Consider the following 22,407-nt stretch of genomic DNA (forward strand, 5'->3'; position numbering starts at 1 on the left):
GATATGAAAAATCGCCAATTCCCCTGAAAGGAAAATTGACGATGATCATTGGATAAGTATTTTTAGTTCATACTTAGCTTTTCCCTAATTGAATTGCCTTTTTAATATCCTTTAACGATTGAGATGGTCCATACATTAAGACTCCACCTCGGTAAACTCGTGCACCGAAATAGCCCATAATCGCAATCGAAACGACTAAAATTGCCACTCCTAAAATTGGTTCCCAAATTGGCAAATCGAGCATTCCTACACGTAAAAACATGACAAGAGGTGTAAAAAACGGGAAGTACGATGTATATGTTACGTATGCTGCTTCTGGGTTTCCCAGTCCGGAAAATGAAATAAACGCTGCAATAATGATGATGAATGTCATTGGCATGATTAACTGCTGTACATCTTCCGTGCGACTAACGAGTGATCCTAGTAGAGCAGCAAGCGTTGCGTACAAGAAGTATCCTAGCAAGAAAAAGATGACGGCAAAAACGATCGTTGAAACTGCAACATTTGAAAACCCGAAATATTGGAAGAATCCGGATGTCATATCTGAAGAGCTTGTTTTAATCGCGAAATACCCTGCTAATCCATAAATCGCTATTTGCAGTAAACCAAGGGTTCCAACTCCAAGAATTTTTGCAAACATATGCTTCACTGGAGAGACACTGGAGATCATGATTTCCATTACTCGAGAAGATTTCTCTGTTGCAACTTCCATTGCAATCATATTGGAATAATAAATAACGGAAAAATAAATGACGAAAATGAGCACATAAACAAGCCCTCTCGCTTCACTTAATTCTTCCTCGGATCGAGAATTTTTCACAATGGCTTGTTGGTCGAACTGGATTGGCGCGAACAATTCGTTTACTTCATTGCCCGTTAAATTCAACCCTTCTGCTTTAATCGACGTTTGAATAGCTTGTAAAGCTTCTTGAATTTCCTGTGGCTTCATCACGTCATTTGCCGATTCGGACGTGTACGTGACTTGAATAGTCTTCTGTGCATCTAAATCGAGTTCTAGAATGCTGGAGAAGTCTCCATCACTCACTAGTTTTTTTAAGGAATCGACCGATTTGTCTGTCTTTACTAATTCTAACGATGATTCTTGTAATGCTAATTGTTGTTGAAATGGTGTGAAAAGTTCTCCTGAGTGATCAACGACCGCTATTTTGTTGTCATTATCCTCACCGCCAAATTGCTGAGCTTTTTCAATAATCGAAGAAATATTCGCTAATAAGAAAATGGCAAAGACGACAACGACCGTCGTAATGATAAACGATTTTGTTTGTGCTTTCGTTTTAAATGATTGTGCAAAAATAGTCCAAAATTTAGACATGCTGTTTCCCTACTTTCTCAATGAAAATTTCTTGTAAGGATGGCTCTTCAATGGAGAAGTGTCGTACTGGTCCTAATTCGATTGCCTTTTTCAATAAATCGTCTCCTACTTTTTCGTCGGAAATTTGGAAGATGCCTCCTTCTTTTGTTGGTTTAAACTGTAAAACGCCTGGTGTATGTAGTAAAGAGGAAAGATCCTGCTCCATTTTCAGTTGCACATTTTGTTTTCCAAATCCGCGTTTCACTTCTTTTAATGAACCACTTACCACCGTTTTTCCGTGGTGCATGATACTGAGATTTTCGCAAAGTTCTTCAACATGATCCATTCGGTGACTGGAGAAAACAATGGTTGCCCCTTCTTTTGCCACGTCAATGATTGCTTCTTTTAACAGCTCTACGTTTACAGGATCGAGTCCACTAAACGGCTCATCTAAAATAAGAAGCGAAGGATTGTGCAATAAGGAAGAAATGACTTGGATTTTTTGTTGATTTCCTTTTGATAGTTCTTCTACTTTTTTGGACGCGTAGTGACTTACATCAAATCGTTCCATCCATCTTGCGGCTGCAATTTTAGCATCATTTTTTTGCATATTGCGCAATTTCGCCAGATAAATTAGTTGTTCTTCCACTTTCATTTTTGGATAAAGTCCACGTTCTTCCGGTAAATATCCAACAGAATGACTCGTGTGATACGTTAAACGATTGCCTTTCCACGTAATGTCCCCTTCCGTTGGATCTAACAATCCTAGAATCATTCGAAAAGTGGTTGTCTTACCAGCGCCATTTGCCCCAAGAAAACCGTACATTTGTCCCTCATTCACCGATAACGTCAAATCTTCTACAGCTGTGAATGAACCAAACTTTTTCGTAACGTGCTCTAGTTTTAATGCCATTTTGTTTCCCCCTTCTTTGTTTTCCATCCATTTATTTGTATAATGAAACTACTCTAATTAAGTGAGGCGATACGAGTGAAAACGTATAAATTTACTGCATTTGAACCTACAGGCAAACTCATAGTCGAAGAAAACTGGGAGTTCGCATCTGACGAGGAAGCAAAAGAGAAAGGTCCGGACAAACTGGAAGAAAAAGATTTATCCGAAAAGACTCACCGATTAGTTAATACGGCTGGGAAGCTCATTTTGTTTCACGTTTAAGTAAAAAAGTCTGGAAGAATTTTTTTATTCTCCCAGACTTTTCTTATTCCCCTTTAAAAGAAGGTTTTCTTTTTTCAACAAATGCTTGAATTCCCTCTAAATGATCTGTCGATTTACGCATCGCTACTTGAGAGGTAGCTTCTAAAGATAATATTCTTTCTAACTCATGAATATTCTGCGTATGTAAAATTTGTTTTGAAGCGATCATTGCTTTCACTGGTGCATGAAGAATACCAGTCGCCGTAATCTCCGCGTGTTCAAATGCTTTTCCTTCTGCCACAACTTCATCAATTAGGCCAAGACTTAAGGCTTCGTGACCAGTCATCACTTTACCGGACCAAATTAATTGTTTCGCCTTCGGAATTCCAACGCGCTCTTTTAAGAAGAAATGACCTGCTCCATCTGGAACTAACCCAATCCCGATGAAATTCATCGCAAGTTTCGCATTCTCTTCTGCAATGACAATATCACAGCCTAATGCGAGGCTAAAACCTAGTCCAGCAGACGCACCATGAACCGATGCAATCGTAATCATTGGTAGTGTATACAGATTTTTCGCTAATCGCGTAATATCCCCCATTACAAGAGACATATCCATTGGTGCATCAGGATTCACCATCGCTTTAATATCGCCACCCGCGGAAAACGCTTTTCCTTCACCACGAATAATCAGCACTTGTATCTCCGCGTCATTTTGAAGACTCTCTAAGCAATCCGCCAATTCTTTCATCATCACATCATTCATCGCATTCATCGCCTGTGGTCGATTCAACGTCAAAATACCTCGACGATTTTCTTTTACTAATTGAATTGTTTCGTATTCCATCGTTACACCTCATTTTCTTTTACTCACTTCTCTACTATTCTACCTGAAATGTCGAACTCCTTCTTCCATCAACATAATCTTCTTAGTTGCAAACGAAGTTTATACGTGCTATTATAAAAGAGAATTATTTTTGTATCGGTGTGAAAGAACAGATTGGTTTTAACTTTTCGTCTTAATGATCACTTGCAGGGATAGTATTAATTTGTGTGTGATACACATAGGAGGCAACAAACATGGAACAAGGTACAGTAAAATGGTTTAACGCAGAAAAAGGATTTGGATTCATCGAGCGCGAAAATGGCGACGACGTATTCGTACATTTCTCAGCTATCCAAGGTGAAGGTTTCAAATCATTAGACGAAGGTCAAGCAGTTTCTTTCGACGTAGAGCAAGGCGCACGTGGTGCACAAGCAGCTAACGTTAACAAACTATAATATTACCTTTCCAACAGACCCTACTTTGTAGGGTCTGTTTTTGTTTGGAGAAATTTGTTGTGAAAATAAAGTAGCTCCAGTAGAACGCACATATAGGACGGTTATGGTTGCTGGAAATAAATGGCTCATTGCATGTTTTTTGTGTTTCTTAACAGGAGATTTGTGATTTCTGCATGTTTCTCCGTCATTCTTGCATGTTTTTTCTGTTTCCTAACAGGAGATTCTCAATCTCTACACGTTTCAATTAGATTGCATTTTCACTCTTTCATCCAATAGGAACGTTTTCGCCTGCGAAAACGCACTGATCGAAGCAAAATAATCTCCCCCGCTACAAATCTTTCATTGGAAATAAATGGCTCATTGCATGTTTTTTGTGTTTCTTAACAGTAGATTTGAGATTTCTGCATGTTTTCACTCCTTTCTTGCATGTTTCCCCGTCTTTTTTGCATGATTCTTCTATTTCTTAACAGGACATTCCCACTCATAAAAGAAATACTTCCTCATTCTGTTACTCTTTTCCACCACACGCAAAAACCATGAACACGATGTCCATGGTTTAAACATATGCCTTCTTAAATAGGCTGCTCTATTTTGTTCATTGTTGGATATACTTCTTCTAGCAATTCTATTTTTTTTGCGGTTGCTTCTTCAAATGTCATGACATAGGCAGCCGGATCTTTTGGATTGTAGTATTGCGTGATTTTTCCTGTTTGTTGATCAATAAATTTACTGGATGCTCCGCAGCCAATCCCAATGATCGTCTGCACTTCTTCCATGATGACGATGTTGTAAATACTTTCTTCACCAGGTTTAGAATATCCAACATTTTCGAGGTTTCCTAAAATATTCTTTTGACGGTACAAGTAGTATGGAACGTAGCCATTTTCCTCTGTCCACGTTTCTGCTCGCTCCATCATTGCTTCTGCAGTTGGGCGGTCTGCTACTTCGTATTTCTTTTTATTTCGTGTCATTTCAGAAGCACGTTTGAATGACAACGTGTGAACCGTAAGTGATTCTGGCTGCATTTTCTCGGTTTCGGCAAGAGAATGTTCGAATTCTGCAAGTCCCTCGTTCGGCAATCCAATGATTAAATCCATGTTAATATTGTTCATGCCCATTTCCCGGCTTAGCCAAAATTTATCGATTGTTTCTTGCACTGTGTGATGACGTCCAATCGCTTTTAACGTTTCATCTGTATAGGATTGTGGATTCACGCTAATTCGATCAATACCCCATTTTTTCAAGACATTTAGCTTATCAGGTGTAATCGTGTCCGGTCTTCCAGCTTCCACTGTAATTTCTCGGATTTTATCGGGGTTTGGAAAGGAATCCCACATCGTTTGGTAAAGTGCATCCATTTCGTCCGCTTCGATGGAAGTTGGTGTTCCGCCACCAAAGTAGACAGAAGTGATCGTGATATCGTGTGCTTTCATCCAAGCACCCATTTCCCGAATTTCGACATGTAATGCATCTAAGAAATTATCTACACGTCCATTTTTCCGATGAATAGCAAATGCAGGAAACGTGCAATACGCACACTTTGTTGGACAAAACGGAATGCCAATGTAAACGCTGACTTCATTACCAATTGAGTCTAAATCAGGAATTGTGGCAAGCTGTCGATCCGCTACCGTTCGCATTAACGATATCTTTTCTTCACTTAAACGGTACGACGTTTGAAGTTCTTTTCGAATGTCTTCATATGTTTTCCCAGCCATACGAGCACGGTGATAAAGCTTTGTCGGACGAATTCCTGTTAGAATGCCCCAAGATTGATGCATACCTGTTTTTTGTTCCATGACATCTAACAAAACATGAGCAAGTGCCCGTTTTTGTTGCTTGCGCATTTCACGATCATCTACATGTTCAAATGCAGCTTCCTGGAAATATGCAACCAAGTCTTCGAGTTTACCTTCTGCAACTAGTTGTCCATCTTCTTCGTGGAATGAAAGTTCAATTTGCAACTCCGCTTCTTCACTCGATGAACTGATCTTCGTTTCTTCAAAAAATAAATTAGCGATATGTGTAAAGTTTCGAATCCAATCCTGAGGAAATTCTCCAGGAATGTGTATTGTTTTCATGTTTCTATATTCCCTCGTAAATTGCTTGCACTGGTTTCATTAATACGCGGTTCACTTCTTCAATTAACCCACTAAGTGCCATCTCTGCATGAAGCATTTTTTCGATTTTTTCATTTCCTTGTGCTAGCTGCGCTGTCTTTTGGAAGTATTCTAGCTCTTCACCAGAAATCTCTTCGCCTTTCATTTGCTTGTCTTGAAGTTTCATTTGTAAATCACGAAAACTTTTAAATAATGCTAATGCTTCTTCATCGGATTTTACGGCGTCCACTGCGTGTTGTAATGCTGTGAATTCTGTGGTTTGACGTAATGTACCTTCTAATCGATTGATATCATCATAAATGTTTACTGACATGTTAATTCCTCCTATAGAACATTAAATAGTGTGACGATGACGCCTTGGATAATTCCAATTAGACCGCCAAGTATAGCGCCAAGTACTGTAATCATTTTAAATTCTCGCTTTGATATTCCTAATACTAAATCTTCTAGTCGTTGAACGGGAAAAGTATCGACTTGCTCACGAACTAGTTCTTCCAACTGTAACTTTTCAATCACGGTAGCTAACTCTCTTTCTGCAGTGACAAATACCGTATCAAGGAGTCTAGGCATGACGTTTTTCTCGACCCACGCTTGTCCCGTTGGCCAGTAATGTGAAAGTGGCAAGTTTAGTCGTTCTTCCATTGCTAACTCCTGCTTGATATATTCGGTCACTTTAGCAGAAATAGGAGATAAATCTAACTCTCCTACTAATTCCGAAATAGGTCGATCCCGCAGTTTTTCCCATTCAGTGCGAATAAGACGAACAATTAACTCAAAGGTCCCTGGAGCTTGCATGAATTTCTGCAATTCAGGTTGAATTCGTTCCACAATAGAATGCGAATCCCCCATGAACATTTGAATCATGCCTCCAAATGTTCCTTTCGAAGACAGAAAATCATCTAACATTCGTTTAATAGTCGCTTTTCCTTCATCAGAAGCAAAGTAATCAGAGCCTTTTGTTAGCATGTACGTGGCGATTTCTGGTATTTTCTCTTCCGCTACTAATTGCCATTCAGAAGGAGCTAACTCGCGAATCGACTTTGACGTGATTTGCGCTTGTAAGGAAGTGATTTTTGCGTGTACTTGATTGGCAACAAGTGTATTAACTCGTGTAGAAGCATCTTTTACTTCTGCTAATTGTAGCCAATCATTTATCGATTTTGGAGACGCAAAAACATGTTTTGCTGTGAGACTTGCAACGTAACTTGCGACTTTGTCTTTCATTTCCAATGAAAAGAAGCGTCGTTTGAACGTTTCGGGTGTCAGCAAATGTTCCGAAACCGTTCGTCCTAGCTGTTTAGCCAGCTCATCTCGACGCTTTGGTATTAATCCCGGCGTAAATGGAATGCGAAAAGATCCAATATATTTTGCTTCGTGCGGGCGAAAAAGCATTTTAATGGCCAAATGATTGGTGAACCCACCAATTAAGGCACCTATAAATGCCATAAAAATTATCATCCATACTATTTCCATCATGGTCACCTTTTTCTTCAAACTAATGACCATTATAGCAAAAATAAGCTGCTATTGCCTTGCATTATAGATTGTCGAAAAGCGAATGGCGTGTTCCATTTCATCGTGCATCGCGATGAACATCGGAGCGTAAGCCTGTGGGATGGGGATTTCTAAAAACATTTCTTTGTAAAAATCCGTCGCATGTAGCTCATTTTCCAATGATTTCTTCACTGTTTCGTGAAAGTTTGTTGGTTTATCCGGTTTAACAAGATTTTGAACAAATCGCCCCGTCAACATATAATAGAGTTGTTGAAACATTTCATAATGCGTCCGTTCATCTTCTTTTGCATGGTTAATGAAATGCTGAAACATTGTATTATCCGTCATTTTCTCTAAATATTTGTACGTATAATAATCATGGTATTCATCATGAATCGCTTTTTCAAGGTCTATTATAAACAAATCGACACACTCCCATTTGTATTGTTTCTAGCACTATATGTAATAGGAGTAGTCATCATGAAAGGAGTTTGTCATGCTACAACATTTTCAATTTAAGCCAATGTATGAAAATAAGAGTTTGCCCGGTTGGATTATCTCATTTTATTATCAATCCAAAAAATTTACGGCTGATTACCAAAAAGATGGTGCTATTTCTTGGCATGGTGAGGCGCCTGATAACCTCGAAACTGTCGAAAAGATGGTGCATGAGTTAATGCTGTTTCATGTATATGATTGAGGTCATCGGAAATATGAACGACATGTAGTTGTCGATTGATCATCGGAACTTCCGCATGTAGATACCAAGTAAACATTAAGAACTCCTACTTTCTAGCTGGCAGTTCATTCCTAGCAAACAAAAACAGCCCGAATCCGAGGATCCGAGCTGTTTTTTAACTTGCTGTAATAGAGAAATTGGAGCCTGATTGAAGCTGATACATGTGTTCATACTTTCCACCGAGCGCAATAAGTTCATCATGGGATCCTTGTTCTACGATTTCTCCACGATCAAGGACAAGAATTTTATCTGCATTTTTAATCGTCGATAGTCGGTGAGCAATAATAAATGTTGTTCGACCTTTTTTCAAGACGTCCATTGCATGCTGGATAATTTCTTCTGTCTCCGTATCTATATTAGATGTCGCTTCGTCTAATATGAGAATTGCTGGGTCAAATGCTAATGCCCGTGCGAATGAGATTAATTGACGCTGACCGGAGGACAACGTACTTCCCTTTTCTATTACCGGTTCATCTATTCCACCAGGTAAATTTTTCAGCACTCGATCCCCGCCAACTGCGTCAAGTGCAGCCTGCACTCGTTCCCTTGAAATTCTAGGATCCTCTAAGCTGACATTCGTCGCAATGGTTCCTGTAAATAAATACGGATCTTGCAAGACGATTCCCATATGATCTCGAACCGTTTGTCTGGAGAGTTCTTGAATATTTTGACCATCAATGGTAATAGCACCTTTGGAAACGTCGTAGAATCGGAAGAGCAAATTCATAATCGAACTTTTTCCAGAACCTGTATGACCTACTAGAGCGACTGTCTCTCCTTTTTTTGCTTCAAACGAAATATTTTTCAATACATACTCTTCTTCATTGTAAGCAAACCAAACATCCTCAAAACGAACATTTCCTTCGTAACGAGCAACCTTTTCATCATTTACTGGCTCCCCTTGACGAGAAAGTAAACGGAATACGCGCTCACTTGCAACAAGTGCTTGTTCTAATTTGGCTAATTGATTGACCATACCTGTCACTGGATTAAATAATCGTGTGATGTAATCGACAAATGCGTACAATACCCCTACTGAAATGGCAGAAGTTGCATTCAAACTTGCCCCACCAAAATACCAGATGAATAATACAAACGTCATTGAGCGGATGGCACCGACCAAGTTATGAGACGTGCCGGCATCTAAATAGAGCAATTTGTTTTGATAGCTGTAGTGCTCTTCATTCATTTCTTCAAATTCAGCTTGCATTTGTTTCTCACGACGGAACGCCTGAATAATGGTCATCCCTTGAATCGATTCGTTAATCATCGCATTCATTTCACTGACTTTTTCACGAATGATGTGATTGTATTTCGACGCATAGACTCGGTAAAACTTCATCCATACAATGAGTAATGGCACGACGATTAACGCAAGACTCGCCATTTTCCAATCGAGGAAAAATAGAGCGATGTAAATACCTGTAATGTACATAATGCCAGAAGCAAATTGAGAAAGGACCGTCACATATAATTCCCGAATGGCTTCCGTATCATTTGTAATACGTGCGACGACTTTCCCTGCCGGTAAATTATCAAAATAACGAATCGGCAATGTTTGAATATGTCCATACACATCGTTTCGCATCTTTTGTATAATCCGATTTGCTGCATTTTGTAGTGTTAAATATTCTCCGTACCGAAAAATCGCTGCAACAATCGTCGTAGCAAAAAATATGCCTAATAACCAAGCGATCGGACCGAAGTCTATTCCCCCAGTAGCACCCGCAATATGATCATCAATAATTTTTTTTGCAATTAACGGTCCTGCTAAATCCGCAGCGACTGCAATCGCAAGAAGTCCTATTCCTGTAAACAGGAGTTTTTTATAATGCATGGCATATTGCCACAATTGTTTTCTTGTACTCATGAGGACACCTCCTCTAACTGCTGACGGTCGAATTGCTCTTTATACCATCCCGCATTTTCTAGTAAACTTTCATGAGTTCCTTGTTCCACAATTTTCCCGTCATCTAACACAATAATCCAATCTGCATGTTGAATCGCAGAAAGACGATGAGTTGTGATGATCGTGGTTTTCCCTTGACGTTCTTGTTGAATGTTTTCAATAATTTTTGCTTCCGTCTTCGCATCTACTGCGGAAAGTGAATCATCAAGTAAGAGTAATTCTGGATTTTTAATGAGTGCTCTCGCAATGGAAATACGTTGCTTCTGCCCACCAGAGAGTGCTACTCCTTTTTCTCCAACTAGTGTTTCAAGTCCGAGAGGCAACATTTCCAAATCTTTTCGGAAATAGGACAAGCGAATTGCTTCCTCAATATCTTTTTCCGTTGCATCAGGATGCCCAAAAAGAATATTTTCTCGAACGGTTCGTGAGAATAAAACATGGTCTTGTGGTACATAGCCAATCCAATTTCGAATTTGTTCCTTCGTTTGTTCTTGTATAGGAACATTCGAAACAGAAAGCGTACCGTCTCCCGTTGGATATTCTCTTAGCAATTGTTTCATAAAAGTGGTTTTCCCACTTCCCGTTTTCCCTACAATTCCAAGAGTCTTCCCTTTTTCCAACTCCAGATTGAGGCCATCTAAGTTAATCGTCGATGACGTTGGATATTGAAATGAAACAGAAGAAAATTGAATAGTAGATGGCGTTGTTAATTCCACCGGGTGCTTAGGATCTTTCACATCTTCCTCATAGTCAAGCGTTTCTTGTACGCGGTCGAGCGATGCGTTACCTCGTTGCATGACATTGATTAATTCCCCAATAGCAAACATTGGCCAAATAATCATGGTTAAATAAACGTTAAACGAAACTAAATCACCTAATGTCATCGCACCATTCGAAACGAGTACAGCCCCGTAACCTAATCCAATCATGTACGAAATACCGGTTAAAATTTTCGTAATCGGATTAAACAATGCATCAATTCGTTCTACTTTCATGTTCTTTTGATAAACATCTTCTGTCATAGCTGCAAATTGCTTTTCAGAAGCTCGCTCTTGAACATACGCACGAATGACTCGAACACCTGCAACCGCTTCTAACACCGAATCATTCATATCCCCAAAAGCATCTTGCGCTTTCATGTAACGCTCATGAATACGTTTTCCAAGGATTTGCATGACGATCGCGAGAATCGGTAGTGGAAGTAAAGCCGCAAATGTTAACTTCCAGCTGACGAGAATTCCCATTGTCACTAAAATTGTCAGCATATATAACGAAGAATCGACTAATGTTAATATCCCGAATCCTGCCGTGACAGATACTGCTTTTAAATCATTCGTTGCTCGCGCCATTAAATCGCCAGTTCTGTTTTTCTCGTAAAATGTCGGCGTCATTTTTAGAAATTGTCCCATTAATCGTGAACGTAGTTGTTTTTCTATCACATAGGCCCCGCCGAACAATTGATATTGCCAGATGAAGTTACTTGTATAATTTAAAACCGTGACAAAAATAAGCGCCACTATAAAGGACATTAATAGTTTCGTTGTAAGCGTGTCGCCATAAATCGAATCGATAGCAGAACCTACAAGCCATGGAGGAATAACTTCGATCACGTTTGTTACCATCAATAATCCAATGGCAATTGTGTACCGTTTCCAATTTTCTTTGAAAAAATAACTTAATTTAAATAATACGCTAAACATGCTGATTACCTTCTCTCTCTATTGTCTTTCGCTAGTCGCCATCTTGTGTTTCTTTCATGAAAATTTGCTTTGCCATTGTGTAGTTCATCTTCCTCGTCTCCTTTTTTGTGAATGAAAGACATCTTTTAATGCTAAAAAATGGAAATCTATAAACGCAAAAAAACACATACCCTTTTCCGGGCATGTGCTCTGGGAAAATAGGGACAGGCGCGTACCTGTGCCTATAAAGTATCGTAATTAGATGCTCAAAGGCTGGTACGGCAAGATTATGGAATTGGATAAAAGAACCACTAATTTTTTCATGACACGTACCTCCTTTTCCTCGTTTTGATTTCTTTTCAAGAGTAGCACGCTTATTTTTTAAAAGTCAACAATTTTTTGAAAAAAGAATTGATTCGCAATTGTGTAGTGGTTTACACAAATTTGAGAAAGGGTATTTCAAAAGTAAATTCATCCTACGGGAAAAGGAGTGTTTCAAATGGAAGAAGAAAAAAGAGTAGAGGTTCACCGCGAAGAAAGACAAAATACTGGATTAGTCGGTGCAACATTCATTAAATATGCAGCGTATATTATTATTTTCTTTGGAATTTTATGGTTTTTAATCTCGTATGTTTTCCCAATGTTTACTTAACTGAAAGGCTTGTGATGGTATGTTTGACAAACTATTAGTAGGTTATGACGGATCTGAAGGCAGTCGTCATGCGTTAACAAAGGCAATCGAGCTTACGAACCTTCATGCGGCTAGTCATTTAACAGTCGCTTATATTAACGAAGATGTCGTCGGTGGAGATTTATCGTATAGCAATCAACAAGTGGGTTCTGCTCCTATTTTAACGGAAGTCAGTACGCCACCACCGCTTCCTGAAACGAATCCGGACTCTCCTTTGCATTTTGCAAGAGAGTACGCAGAGCAAATGAAGGAAACTATTGAGCAACAGCTAGTGGCGTCAGGTGTTCAACACTATTCCGTAGTTGCAATTGATGGCCATCCTGCACGTGCGTTAACGGATTTAGCGGAACAGGAAGAAATGGATGCAATCGTCGTTGGCAATAGCGGGAAATCTGGAATCCAAAAATTTTTCTTAGGATCCGTTAGTGAAAAAATTGTGAAAGATTCTCCCTGCACCGTCATTGTCATAAAATAATCGGCCTCATACGTTTTATATGCCAGAATCCTACAATTGATGCATGGGATTCTGGTTTTTTGAATTGCTTAAAATCCAGCCTCTTCAAGCGTGGGATGTGGAAAGATGTTGACTCTTTTCAACAACTCTTCGACCCTTTTAAAGCCATTTTTTTCATTCCAGCGTCGGCCAATTGTAATCTAGCCTACTTAAAATGTTGATGTAGCACTTTTTCTCGTATACTATGTTTCAAGCTACTCGTTACATACCTATTGCAAGGAGGATTTCATTTGAAAATCGCGGTATTATTTCGAAACGATTTACGCTTACATGATCATCCTGCTCTTATGACAGCTGCACAACACGGTGAAATACTTCCAATTTATGTGATGGAAGAAGGGTTAGGAACGGCATTTCGATATTGGACACATAAAAATTTACTCGGTTTACAGAAGTCGCTTACTGAAATGGGAGGGACGCTGTATTTCTCCACACAAAACTTAGTGAAAACAATCGCTACAATAAAAGAACATGTGGATGCGATATATTTTCATCGTTCGTATCACCCAGATCATTTTAGTCGAGATGCAGTACTCGAAAAATCACACCCCAACGTTCGATCATTTGAAGGCTCACTCCTTCTTCCTCCTTGGAAAACGACGAAAGAAAACGGGGATCCTTATAAAGTTTTTTCCCCTTTTTATAAAAATGCTCGACAGAAAGTCGTACCTGCAGCAGTAAAAGCTGTTCAAGAAGCGACATTCGCTCACATCACTTCAATAGCGACTGTTTCTTCTAACATAGAGTCCTTAAATCTACACCCCCATCATTCTTGGACGGATAAAATCGATGTTCACTGGATGGCTGGCGAGGAAGAAGCCATCCAACAACTAAAAGTATTTGTTCATGAAAAAATAGCACGATATAAAGTGGCAAGAGATTTCCCCATACAACACGGATCTTCTGAGTTATCACCTTATCTAGCAGTTGGGGCTTTGTCTGTTCGAAGCATGTATCACTATTTGTTGCAACAAGCGGAAAGTGTTGCGGAACCATTTATCCGCCAACTATTTTGGAGAGAATTTGCGTATCATATTTTATTTCATTTCCCAAAAACACTTCACTCGCCTTTAAATCCCGCTTTTGCACATTTTCCATGGCAGGAAAACGCGGAACACTTAACAGCATGGAAAAAAGGAGAAACTGGCATTCCTCTTGTCGATGCAGGAATGAAAGAACTTTGGGAAACAGGATATATGCACAACCGAGTTCGTATGAATGTGGCGAGCTATTTGACGAAGCATTTATTACTCGATTACCGGAAAGGGATGGCGTGGTTTTGGGACACTCTAATTGATGCAGATATTGCGAATAATATATTCGGTTGGCAATGGGCATCTGGATGTGGAGCTGATGCGGCACCTTATTTTCGTATTTTCAATCCATACTTACAAGCGGAAAAGTTTGATTCGAATGGGTTGTATCAAAAAGAATGGTTACCTAATTCGTATGAAGAAAATCCGATTGTGTCACATGATGCAGGTAGGAAACGCGCTTTACTAGCATATGAAGAAGTGAAAAATCGCGATTAAAAAAACTTTCTGGAAAGAAATTGCCCTACTTCTAAGGACGTGATACTTTCCAGAAAGTCTTTTCTTATCGCTCGATTAATATTGCTCGTACGGGACTTCCATCTGCCCCTTCTATTTTAAGAGGCAACGCAATTAACTCGTATACCCCATCGGTTAAATCCCCTAGGACAATTCCTTCAAGTATGTACTTTCCCGCTTTCGCTAGGCGATGATGGAACGGTAAATCCTTACTTGTAATAGGATCGACTGATGGTAAATCGACACCGAATAGAGTGACAAGATGTTTTGTCATCCAGTCGACTACATTTTCATGAAATACTGGAATCTCTTTGGGAAAGACCGTTCGATCCTTCCACGCATCGGTATGAAACAATACTGCTTTAACATTTGCCTCCAATGTTGTAGGTAAGTCACTCTCGGTAATGAGTGTTTTACCTCTCACATCCACAATGACCGCATTCGTGACATAATTCTCAAGCGGCAATTGCTCCACCTTTAATCCATCTTCTTGGAAATGGAACGGTGCATCAATATGCGTACCAATATGAGTACTAGTCGTGATTTTCCCCACATTCACCGAGCCAGATTGTTCTTTCGTCCAGGCAAGTTCGAATTGAAATGGTGTATCGCCTTCCCATTCTGCTGTCTCAGTATTTAACGTCATCGATATATCGTAAATTTTCACTTACGCCACCACATTTCGTTCATTCGAGAACTTTTTATATGTTTCTTCTTGCATAATCTTTTCTAGTCGTTCGACCATTCCGACCACTTCTTCAAAACTGGTATAGAAACTAATTGGCGCTAATCGAATAATATCTGGAGCACGAAAGTCTGGAATCACATTCGCTTCTTTCAATGCTTTACAAATACGAGCAGCTTCCGGATGCGCAAGCGCGATGTGACCTCCTCTAGACTCGTTAGCAATTGGTGTGACATCCTTTACACCAAATTTACTCAAACGTTGCTCTACCATATCACGCAATAAAGTCGTTAACTGCAAGGACTTTTCACGAATTGCGTCTATTCCAACTTCATCAAATAATTCCAAACTTCCTTTTATCGGTGCAAGGCTAAACATATGTGGTGTTCCAATTTGGTACGCACCAGCATCTGAAGCTTTTGTGAAATCATGAGACATATCAAACTGTTTTGCTTTATCCGAGCCAAACCACCCCGCGAGCCCAGGCAATTTGTGATGGTGTCTTTCGTGAATATAAAGCCCACCTACACTACCCGGCCCCCCATTGACATATTTATAATTGCACCAAACAGCAAAATCGACGCCAATCGCATGCAAGTCATGCGGTATCGAACCGATGGAATGCGCAAGGTCAAATCCGACGATGATACCTCGTTCATGTGCGAGTGCCGTGATTTTTTGTATATCAAGTAATTGCCCACTACGATACAGAACAGATGGCAATAACACCACCGCCACTTCTTCTGTTAAGGCAGCCGAAATAGCTTCCAGTGATAACGTATACCCGTCCTCACTCGCCACTTTTCGTAACACTTTTTCTGGTTGTAAGCCGCGCAATTTCACATGTGACTCCGCTGCATAAATATCTGAAGGGAAATTTAATTCATCCACTAAAAGAATCGATCGCTCATTTGTTGGTTGATAAAAAGTCGAAAGCATTTGGTGGATATTGACCGTAATCGAGCCTGTCACCATGACTTCATGTGCTTTCGCTCCAATGAGCTTTGCCATCGAGGCATTTAACGCTTCTGTATACGTGAACCAAGGATTTTCGCCTTCCGTCCAACCGTCGATCGCGTGTTCTTTCCAGCTTTCCACTACTTGGAATAAAGCTTTCTCTCCTCTTTTCGGAGCTAGTCCAAGTGAATTTCCATCCATATATAGTTTTCCATCTGGCAACGTAAACTCTTGACGATACGAAGCGAGTAGATCTTGCTCATCTAGTTTTCGTGCGTGCTCACGAGTTGTCATATCATTTCCCCCAATTCTTTAACCCCAGAATGCATATTGCAAAGCACCAATAACTGCTGTTACTAAAACAACGAGCCAAGGCGCCATTTTATACACAACTAATAATGTAAACGATACTAATACTAATACAAAGTCTTTCATTTCCGTAACCGCGCTTGTAAAAACAGGATCATACAGCGCTGCGAGTAATATTCCCACGACCGCTGCGTTCACGCCTTTAAGTGCAGCTTGTATACGCGGTTTCGTTCGAATAATGGACCAAAACGGTAATGTTCCCACTAATAACAAGAAAGAAGGTAAGAACATCGCTACGACAGCAATCGCCGCTCCCGAAAATCCTCCCATAAATTGCCCTAAATAGCCGGACAATGTAAATAATGGGCCAGGTACTGCTTGCGCCGCTCCATAACCTGCTAAAAATGCTTCTTCTCCTAAAAACCCTGTTGGCACTACTTCTCGCTCAAGCATTGGCAAAACAACGTGTCCACCACCAAACACAATGGACCCGACTCGGTAGAAAATATCTACAATTGAAAACCACGTTTGTTGAATGATTGGTCGAAATACCGGCAACAAAACTAGCAAACCGAAAAACAAAATCCAAGCAAGTATACCCGCTTTTTTGCCGAATGAAAGCGGAATATCTACTGCCTCTGGTACCGCTTCTTTTCGGTAAAAAAAGACGCCAAATAGTCCAGCGAGTAAAATAATACTAATTTGTCCCCATGCAGTTGGAATAAGTAATGCAAGTGAAGCGGCAATTACTGCCACCGTTATGCGTGGCTTATCCGGAGTTAATGATTTACTCATTCCTAAAAGGGCTTGCGCAACAACAGCTACTGCCACTATTTTTAACCCTTGAATCCATCCACTATCAAAAGAGCCTGTTTGCATAATAGACCATGCAAATAACATGAGTAAAAGTACAGACGGAATCGTAAATCCAATCCAAGATAAAATTCCACCTATTAATCCACCACGAAGCATCCCAATGGATATTCCTACTTGTGAACTTGCTGGTCCCGGAAGGAACTGGCATAACGCGACTAAATCGGCATATACTTTATCATCCAACCATTTCCGTTTCTCCACATATTCTTCGCGGAAATAGCCTAAATGTGCAGTTGGTCCTCCAAAAGAGGTCAGACCTAATTTTGTTGAAGCCTGCAAAATCTCTTGATAAATCTTCTTTTTGGTCACCATTTACACTCCCACATTAAAAGTAAACATTTGTCTTTTCCTTTTCCTTCTTTTATTATAATAAATATTACGTATTTTTCACTATAGGAGGTGTACACTTTGTTCTCCCCCTCATTTGGGTCAGGAACAAAGGAATTCTTTGGAAATTGCCATACGGTTGACAGCATTTGCTGTCTTAATCGCAATGACGGCATTCTTCGTTGCAAGTGAGTTTGCCATAGTAAAAGTTAGAACAACGCGTATCGATCAATTGATCGCAGAAGGTAATAAACGGGCCATTAAAGCAAAAAAAGTGATCTCCAATCTCGATGAGTATTTATCTGCTTGTCAGCTAGGAATTACCATTACCGCGTTAGGACTAGGTTGGTTAGGAGAACCTTTATTTGAAGATTTGTTACATCCACTTTTTGAACAATTTTCGATAGGCGAAAATGTATCGACGATTATTTCCTTTATCATCGCTTTCTCTATCGTAACATTTGTCCATGTGGTCGTTGGTGAATTAGCGCCAAAATCCATGGCTATTCAAAAATCGGAAGAAATCACTTTAATGTTTTCGTCCCCACTAATCGCATTTTACCGATTAATGTATCCAGTCATTATCTTTTTAAACGGTTCCGCACAAGGATTAACTCGATTATTTGGTTTGAAACCTGTATCCGAGTCTGAGATGGCTCATACAGAAGAAGAGCTACGAATGATCTTGTCTGACAGTTTTAAAGGTGGAGAAATTAATCAGTCAGAATACAAATATGTGAATAAAATCTTTGAATTCGATGATCGAGTCGCAAAAGAAATTATGGCTCCACGTACCGAAATGAGTACAATTGACAAAGACACCACCTTGAACGAGGTATTCGAACAAATCGGCGTCGAACAATATACACGTTACCCTGTAACTGATGGTGATAAGGATCATGTAATTGGATTAATTAACATGAAAAACTTATTAACTGCGTATATAAAAGATTCCAATGCTGGTTCCAAACCAGTGATGGATTTCATGCAACCTATCATTCGAGTAATTGAAACAATCCCGATTAGTGAACTGTTGCTGAAAATTCAACGCGAACGTATCCATATGGCCGTATTAATGGACGAATATGGAGGAACTTCTGGATTAGTAACCATCGAAGATATTATCGAAGAAATAGTCGGAGATATTCGAGATGAATTTGATATCGATGAAGTACCAGATGTACAAAAACTTGGAGATTACCATTACATTTTCGATGCAAAAATGTTAATTGAAAACGTCAATGATATTCTAGGTACAACGATAGATGAAGAAGACATCGATACGATTGGCGGATGGTTTATGACGAAGAAATTCGAAGCCATTACCGGTGAAAAAATCGTGGAACAAGACTATGAATTTACCGTAAAAGACATGGAAGGTCATCATATTCTGTATTTAGAAGTACAGAAAATCCCTTCCGAAACGATACTAGAAGAAATGCAAGAATCGCTAGAAGAATAGTACACGACTCCTACTTATTGTAGGAGTCGTTTTCTTATGGGCGGAAATCTTGCTAGGAGGAAACAATTTGGAGCTATATAAACAATTACGCGAAGGAGAAAAAGGTGCGTGGGTCAGTATTTTCACATACCTTATCCTTTCCTCTATCAAACTAACCATAGGATACGTCGGTAATTCAGAAGCGCTTCTAGCAGACGGACTAAACAATGCAACCGATATTATCGCCTCCATTGCCGTTCTAGTTGGCTTACGAATTTCTCAAAAACCACCCGATCAAAACCATCACTACGGACACTTACGAGCGGAAACTGTCGCATCTCTCGTAGCATCCTTCATCATGCTTGCAGTCGGAATTCAAGTAATCATTCAATCGGTTCAAGGCATGTTCCACTCGACACACCAAGAACCATCACTTTTAACTGCAACCGTCGCATTTGGAAGTGCAATCGTCATGTATATCGTGTACCGCTACAACCTTGCCCTTTCCAAAAAAGTAAAAAGCACAGCTGTAAAAGCAGCTGCCTATGACAATCGCTCCGATGCCCTCGTCAGTATCGGAACAACCATCGGGATTCTTGCAGCAATATTCGGCTACTCCATCATAGATACGATAACAGCACTACTCGTTGGCTTACTCATTATTAAAACCGCCTTCGATATTTTCGTTGAATCTGTCCACACCTTAACCGATGGATTTGACGAAGAAGAAGTCGAAACACTTTCTGTCCTTACCACGAAAGTAAAAGGCGTTTTAGCATTAAAAGATTTTAAAGGACGAACACATGGTAATATGATGTTCGTTGACTTAACTGTCCTTGTTGCCCCCGAGCTTACAGTCGTCGAAAGCCACCGGATCACAGAAGACATTGAACGGAAAATTCATCACCTGAAACCTTTATGTGTAGTACATGTACACATCGAACCCTATAAAGAACCTCCTGTCGTCGAATTAGAATAGACGACAGGGGGTTTTTCGCTTAAGTGAAATGAAATGAAGTTAATTGGTTGAAGGGAATAAAAAGATTTTCGGTAAGCCGAAAATCTACCGAATGGGAAAAATAGAAGTTGGAATTGAAGATACTTAGGTGGGTGGAAGTTCTAGAGAATGAAGGTTGGAGTTGTTTCGTGGCATTATAGGTGAAGATTGGGACACTTTTCTACGGCATTGAGACACTTTCGCCGAACATTAGGACACTCTGCCGCAACATTAGGACACTCTGCCGCAACATTAGGACACTCTGCCGCAACATTAGGACACTTTCACCGAACATTAGGACACTCTGCCTCAACATTAGGACACTTTGGCGCAACATTAGGACACTCTGCCGCAACATTAGGACACTCTGCCGCAACATTAGGACACTCTGCCGCAACATTAGGACACTTTCGCCGAACATTAGGACACTCTCGGCCAACATTAGGACACTCTGCCGCAACATTAGGACACTTTCACCGAACATTAGGACACTCTGCCGCAACATTAGGACACTTTCACCGAACATTAGGACACCCTGCCGCAAGATTAGAACACGCTCGCTTATTTCTTTCTACTAGTTCGCTCACTCAATCAACGATCCAGAACCAGTTTCTTTCTCCATAATAAAACTCCAGAGTTACTACCTTTTCGGGTAGCGACTCTGGAGTTCGTTTTATCATGCTTATTCTGCGTCTTCTTCTTCATCCATTTGATCTTCTTCTTGCTCAGCGTCCATCTCTTGATCTACTTCATTTTCAGCGTCATCAACATTATCTTGGATTTCTTCTTCGTCTACGTTATCTTGATCTTCTCCATCACCACAAGCTGCAAGTAAACCTACTGATAAAAATGCAGCTGCTCCAATTTTCCACCATTTTTCGCCTGCGATTGTGTTAAGTTTCATAAGTTAAATCCTCCATTTTCGTTGTCGTGTTTTTTAGATTGTCTTGCTTAATTAATAGATACCCTAGCCATATTGGATGAAACCATGACCATTGGCTTATTTATCCACACCTTCCATATTTCCTAGAAAAAGCATTGACAAGAAAGATTCTATTCTGATACGCTTAGCATAACTTAAGGAAAGCAGGTGAGGTATTATGACAACTTTATTCGCAATTGTAATGAAACGAATTGGCGTAGTCTCGGTATCTCACACCACTTTTCTATGGATCGTGTGAGTTTATTTCTCTATGAATGTAAGTGAGAAAACCGTGGCTGCCTAATTCGCAGACCACGGTTTTTTATTTATACATTTATTGGAGGAATAACATTGAATTTATTAACAGAATTAGGTTGGAAAGCATCTTGGGAAGAAAAATGGATGCAACAAATAGAAACATCAAAAAAGAAAACAGTTCAACCCGCGCGTGTCGTGTTGGAACATAAACATATCTACAAAGTTGTCTCTTCTGATGGTGAGTGGCTTGCAACGTTGTCAGGATCTTATATGCATCAATCGAGCACAAGACGAGACTATCCAGCAGTCGGTGACTGGGTTTCTGTAGAGAAAATGCCAGGTGAAGAAAAGGCGATTATTCATGCAACGTTGCCTCGTACCTCCATTTTTTCTCGAAAAGTAGCAGGTGAGACATCCGTTGAACAAATCGTTGCGGTGAATGTGGATATCGTCTTTCTTGTCACGTCGATGAATCAAGATTTTAACTTACGCCGATTAGAGCGTTATTTAGTTGCGGCTTGGGATTCGGGAGCAAACCCAGTAATTGTGCTGACGAAAAAGGATGTCTGTGACGATCCGTCCTATTACCTCGATCAAGTCGAAAGTATCGCTTTTGGCGTTCCAGTAGTGGCTGTAAGTAGTGTTACAGCGGAAGGTATTGACCAAATCCAAGAGTTATTGAACGATCAAAAAACAGCAGCTCTTCTCGGTTCATCTGGTGTCGGAAAGTCGTCCTTAATTAATGCATTAAGTGGGAATGAAATAATGGCTGTTCAAGGTATTCGTGAAGACGATGCAAAAGGAAAGCATACAACGACGCACCGAGAGTTAGTTAAACTTCCTGGTGGCGGATTACTAATTGACACTCCTGGTATGCGAGAATTTCAGTTATGGGATAATAGCGACAGCTTAGATTCAGGATTTAAAGACGTGGAAGGGTTTGCGAATAATTGTCGTTTCCGGGATTGTGATCATTCTAAAGGGCAAGCTGGATGCGCTGTTCAAGAAGCACTGCAGAACGGAGATCTTCCACAAGAGCGGTTTACAAGCTATGAAAAACTGAAACGAGAATTAGCGTATATCGAACGGAAAAATGATGCTGCTGCGCAGCTAGCAGAGCGCAACAAATGGAAGCAACGTACGAAAGAAGCCCGACTTCGTCCAACGAAAAAAAGGTAAATTGAGATTTTCTT

23 protein-coding genes are annotated in these 22,407 nt (G+C 40.1%); 10 read left to right on the forward strand and 13 right to left on the reverse strand.

All coding sequences use genetic code 11. The features are described from left to right. Positions 1–73: 73 nt before the first annotated feature. Positions 74–1,333 (reverse strand): ABC transporter permease, encoded by a 1,260-nt coding sequence (locus D3873_RS09965; protein WP_119883895.1) that lies wholly within the window; start codon positions 1,331–1,333, stop codon positions 74–76. Further along, a complete protein-coding gene (locus tag D3873_RS09970; RefSeq protein WP_119883896.1) occupies positions 1,326–2,225 on the reverse strand; it encodes an ABC transporter ATP-binding protein in 900 nt (299 codons plus the stop codon). Before D3873_RS09970 ends, D3873_RS09965 begins: the two co-directional genes overlap by 8 nt. Positions 2,226–2,300: 75 nt before the next feature. On the opposite strand from D3873_RS09970, the gene D3873_RS09975 reads away from it, so the two are divergent. Further along, the gene (locus D3873_RS09975) at positions 2,301–2,486 is read left to right on the forward strand and encodes a YhzD family protein (RefSeq protein ID WP_119883897.1); all 186 of its coding nucleotides are present in this window, start codon (positions 2,301–2,303) and stop codon (positions 2,484–2,486) included. 43 nt (positions 2,487–2,529) lie between these two features. On the opposite strand, the gene D3873_RS09980 is transcribed toward D3873_RS09975, so the two are convergent. Continuing rightward, entirely contained in the window at positions 2,530–3,312 is a 783-nt protein-coding gene (locus D3873_RS09980) for an enoyl-CoA hydratase (protein ID WP_119883898.1), read from the reverse strand. A gap of 233 nt (positions 3,313–3,545) precedes the next feature. Between D3873_RS09980 and D3873_RS09985 the strand changes: the two genes are divergently transcribed. After that, entirely contained in the window at positions 3,546–3,746 is a 201-nt protein-coding gene (locus tag D3873_RS09985) for a cold-shock protein (RefSeq protein ID WP_119883899.1), read from the forward strand. 572 nt (positions 3,747–4,318) lie between these two features. Here the strand turns inward: D3873_RS09985 and D3873_RS09990 are convergent. The 4 genes from D3873_RS09990 to D3873_RS10005 are packed head-to-tail and all read right to left on the reverse strand — an operon-like array spanning position 4,319 to position 7,783. Then, positions 4,319–5,827, reverse strand: a complete 1,509-nt coding sequence (locus tag D3873_RS09990; protein ID WP_119883900.1) for a coproporphyrinogen III oxidase — start codon at positions 5,825–5,827, stop codon at positions 4,319–4,321. A 4-nt stretch (positions 5,828–5,831) separates the two neighbouring features. After that, positions 5,832–6,179, reverse strand: a complete 348-nt coding sequence (locus D3873_RS09995; protein WP_119883901.1) for a YlbF/YmcA family competence regulator — start codon at positions 6,177–6,179, stop codon at positions 5,832–5,834. Positions 6,180–6,190: 11 nt separating this feature from the next. Continuing rightward, a complete protein-coding gene (locus D3873_RS10000; RefSeq protein WP_119883902.1) occupies positions 6,191–7,339 on the reverse strand; it encodes a DUF445 domain-containing protein in 1,149 nt (382 codons plus the stop codon). A 51-nt stretch (positions 7,340–7,390) separates the two neighbouring features. Then, positions 7,391–7,783 carry a ferritin-like domain-containing protein gene (locus D3873_RS10005; protein WP_119883903.1) on the reverse strand — a complete coding sequence of 131 codons (393 nt, stop codon included), beginning with the start codon at positions 7,781–7,783 and terminating at the stop codon, positions 7,391–7,393. A 73-nt stretch (positions 7,784–7,856) separates the two neighbouring features. Between D3873_RS10005 and D3873_RS10010 the strand changes: the two genes are divergently transcribed. Beyond that, a complete protein-coding gene (locus tag D3873_RS10010; protein ID WP_119883904.1) occupies positions 7,857–8,060 on the forward strand; it encodes a YheE family protein in 204 nt (67 codons plus the stop codon). 154 nt (positions 8,061–8,214) lie between these two features. Here the strand turns inward: D3873_RS10010 and D3873_RS10015 are convergent, their stop codons facing one another. Further along, on the reverse strand, positions 8,215–9,969 hold the full coding sequence (locus tag D3873_RS10015; protein WP_119883905.1) for an ABC transporter ATP-binding protein: 1,755 nt from the start codon (positions 9,967–9,969) through the stop codon (positions 8,215–8,217). Beyond that, positions 9,966–11,708, reverse strand: a complete 1,743-nt coding sequence (locus tag D3873_RS10020) for an ABC transporter ATP-binding protein (RefSeq protein WP_119883906.1) — start codon at positions 11,706–11,708, stop codon at positions 9,966–9,968. The genes D3873_RS10015 and D3873_RS10020 overlap by 4 nt, the downstream gene beginning before the upstream one ends. Positions 11,709–12,186: 478 nt before the next feature. Between D3873_RS10020 and D3873_RS13445 the strand changes: the two genes are divergently transcribed. The 3 genes from D3873_RS13445 (at position 12,187) to D3873_RS10030 (ending at position 14,424) form a co-directional block, all read left to right on the forward strand. Continuing rightward, a complete protein-coding gene (locus D3873_RS13445; RefSeq protein WP_162920183.1) occupies positions 12,187–12,339 on the forward strand; it encodes a hypothetical protein in 153 nt (50 codons plus the stop codon). Between the two features lie 19 nt (positions 12,340–12,358). Continuing rightward, positions 12,359–12,853 (forward strand): universal stress protein, encoded by a 495-nt coding sequence (locus D3873_RS10025; protein ID WP_119883907.1) that lies wholly within the window; start codon positions 12,359–12,361, stop codon positions 12,851–12,853. 269 nt (positions 12,854–13,122) lie between these two features. Next, positions 13,123–14,424: a cryptochrome/photolyase family protein gene (locus tag D3873_RS10030; protein ID WP_119883908.1), complete on the forward strand. Its 1,302-nt coding sequence runs from the start codon at positions 13,123–13,125 to the stop codon at positions 14,422–14,424. Positions 14,425–14,488: 64 nt separating this feature from the next. Here D3873_RS10030 and kynB read toward each other — a convergent pair whose 3' ends face one another. Genes kynB through chrA form a run of 3 tightly spaced genes read right to left on the reverse strand, consistent with a single transcriptional unit; the run spans position 14,489 to position 17,581 of the window. Next, the gene (kynB, locus tag D3873_RS10035) at positions 14,489–15,109 is read right to left on the reverse strand and encodes an arylformamidase (RefSeq protein WP_119883909.1); all 621 of its coding nucleotides are present in this window, start codon (positions 15,107–15,109) and stop codon (positions 14,489–14,491) included. After that, a complete protein-coding gene (gene kynU / locus D3873_RS10040) occupies positions 15,110–16,378 on the reverse strand; it encodes a kynureninase (RefSeq protein ID WP_119883910.1) in 1,269 nt (422 codons plus the stop codon). Positions 16,379–16,396: 18 nt separating this feature from the next. Further along, positions 16,397–17,581, reverse strand: a complete 1,185-nt coding sequence (gene chrA / locus D3873_RS10045) for a chromate efflux transporter (RefSeq protein ID WP_205536258.1) — start codon at positions 17,579–17,581, stop codon at positions 16,397–16,399. 136 nt (positions 17,582–17,717) lie between these two features. On the opposite strand from chrA, the gene D3873_RS10050 reads away from it, so the two are divergent. From D3873_RS10050 to D3873_RS10060, 3 genes are all read left to right on the forward strand, one after another. Next, complete coding sequence (locus D3873_RS10050; RefSeq protein ID WP_205536259.1) at positions 17,718–19,058, forward strand: hemolysin family protein; 1,341 nt, start codon at positions 17,718–17,720, stop codon at positions 19,056–19,058. A gap of 67 nt (positions 19,059–19,125) precedes the next feature. Then, a complete protein-coding gene (locus tag D3873_RS10055) occupies positions 19,126–20,016 on the forward strand; it encodes a cation diffusion facilitator family transporter (RefSeq protein WP_119883912.1) in 891 nt (296 codons plus the stop codon). A 186-nt stretch (positions 20,017–20,202) separates the two neighbouring features. Further along, complete coding sequence (locus D3873_RS10060; protein ID WP_119883913.1) at positions 20,203–20,658, forward strand: hypothetical protein; 456 nt, start codon at positions 20,203–20,205, stop codon at positions 20,656–20,658. 58 nt (positions 20,659–20,716) lie between these two features. Here the strand turns inward: D3873_RS10060 and D3873_RS10065 are convergent, their stop codons facing one another. After that, positions 20,717–20,938, reverse strand: a complete 222-nt coding sequence (locus D3873_RS10065; protein WP_119883914.1) for a hypothetical protein — start codon at positions 20,936–20,938, stop codon at positions 20,717–20,719. 369 nt (positions 20,939–21,307) lie between these two features. On the opposite strand from D3873_RS10065, the gene rsgA reads away from it, so the two are divergent. Continuing rightward, the gene (rsgA, locus tag D3873_RS10070) at positions 21,308–22,393 is read left to right on the forward strand and encodes a ribosome small subunit-dependent GTPase A (RefSeq protein WP_119883915.1); all 1,086 of its coding nucleotides are present in this window, start codon (positions 21,308–21,310) and stop codon (positions 22,391–22,393) included. Positions 22,394–22,407: the final 14 nt, after the last annotated feature.

Origin of the sequence: Paenisporosarcina cavernae (genome assembly GCF_003595195.1) — a bacterium.
Classification (GTDB): Bacteria; Bacillota; Bacilli; order Bacillales_A; family Planococcaceae; genus Paenisporosarcina; species Paenisporosarcina cavernae.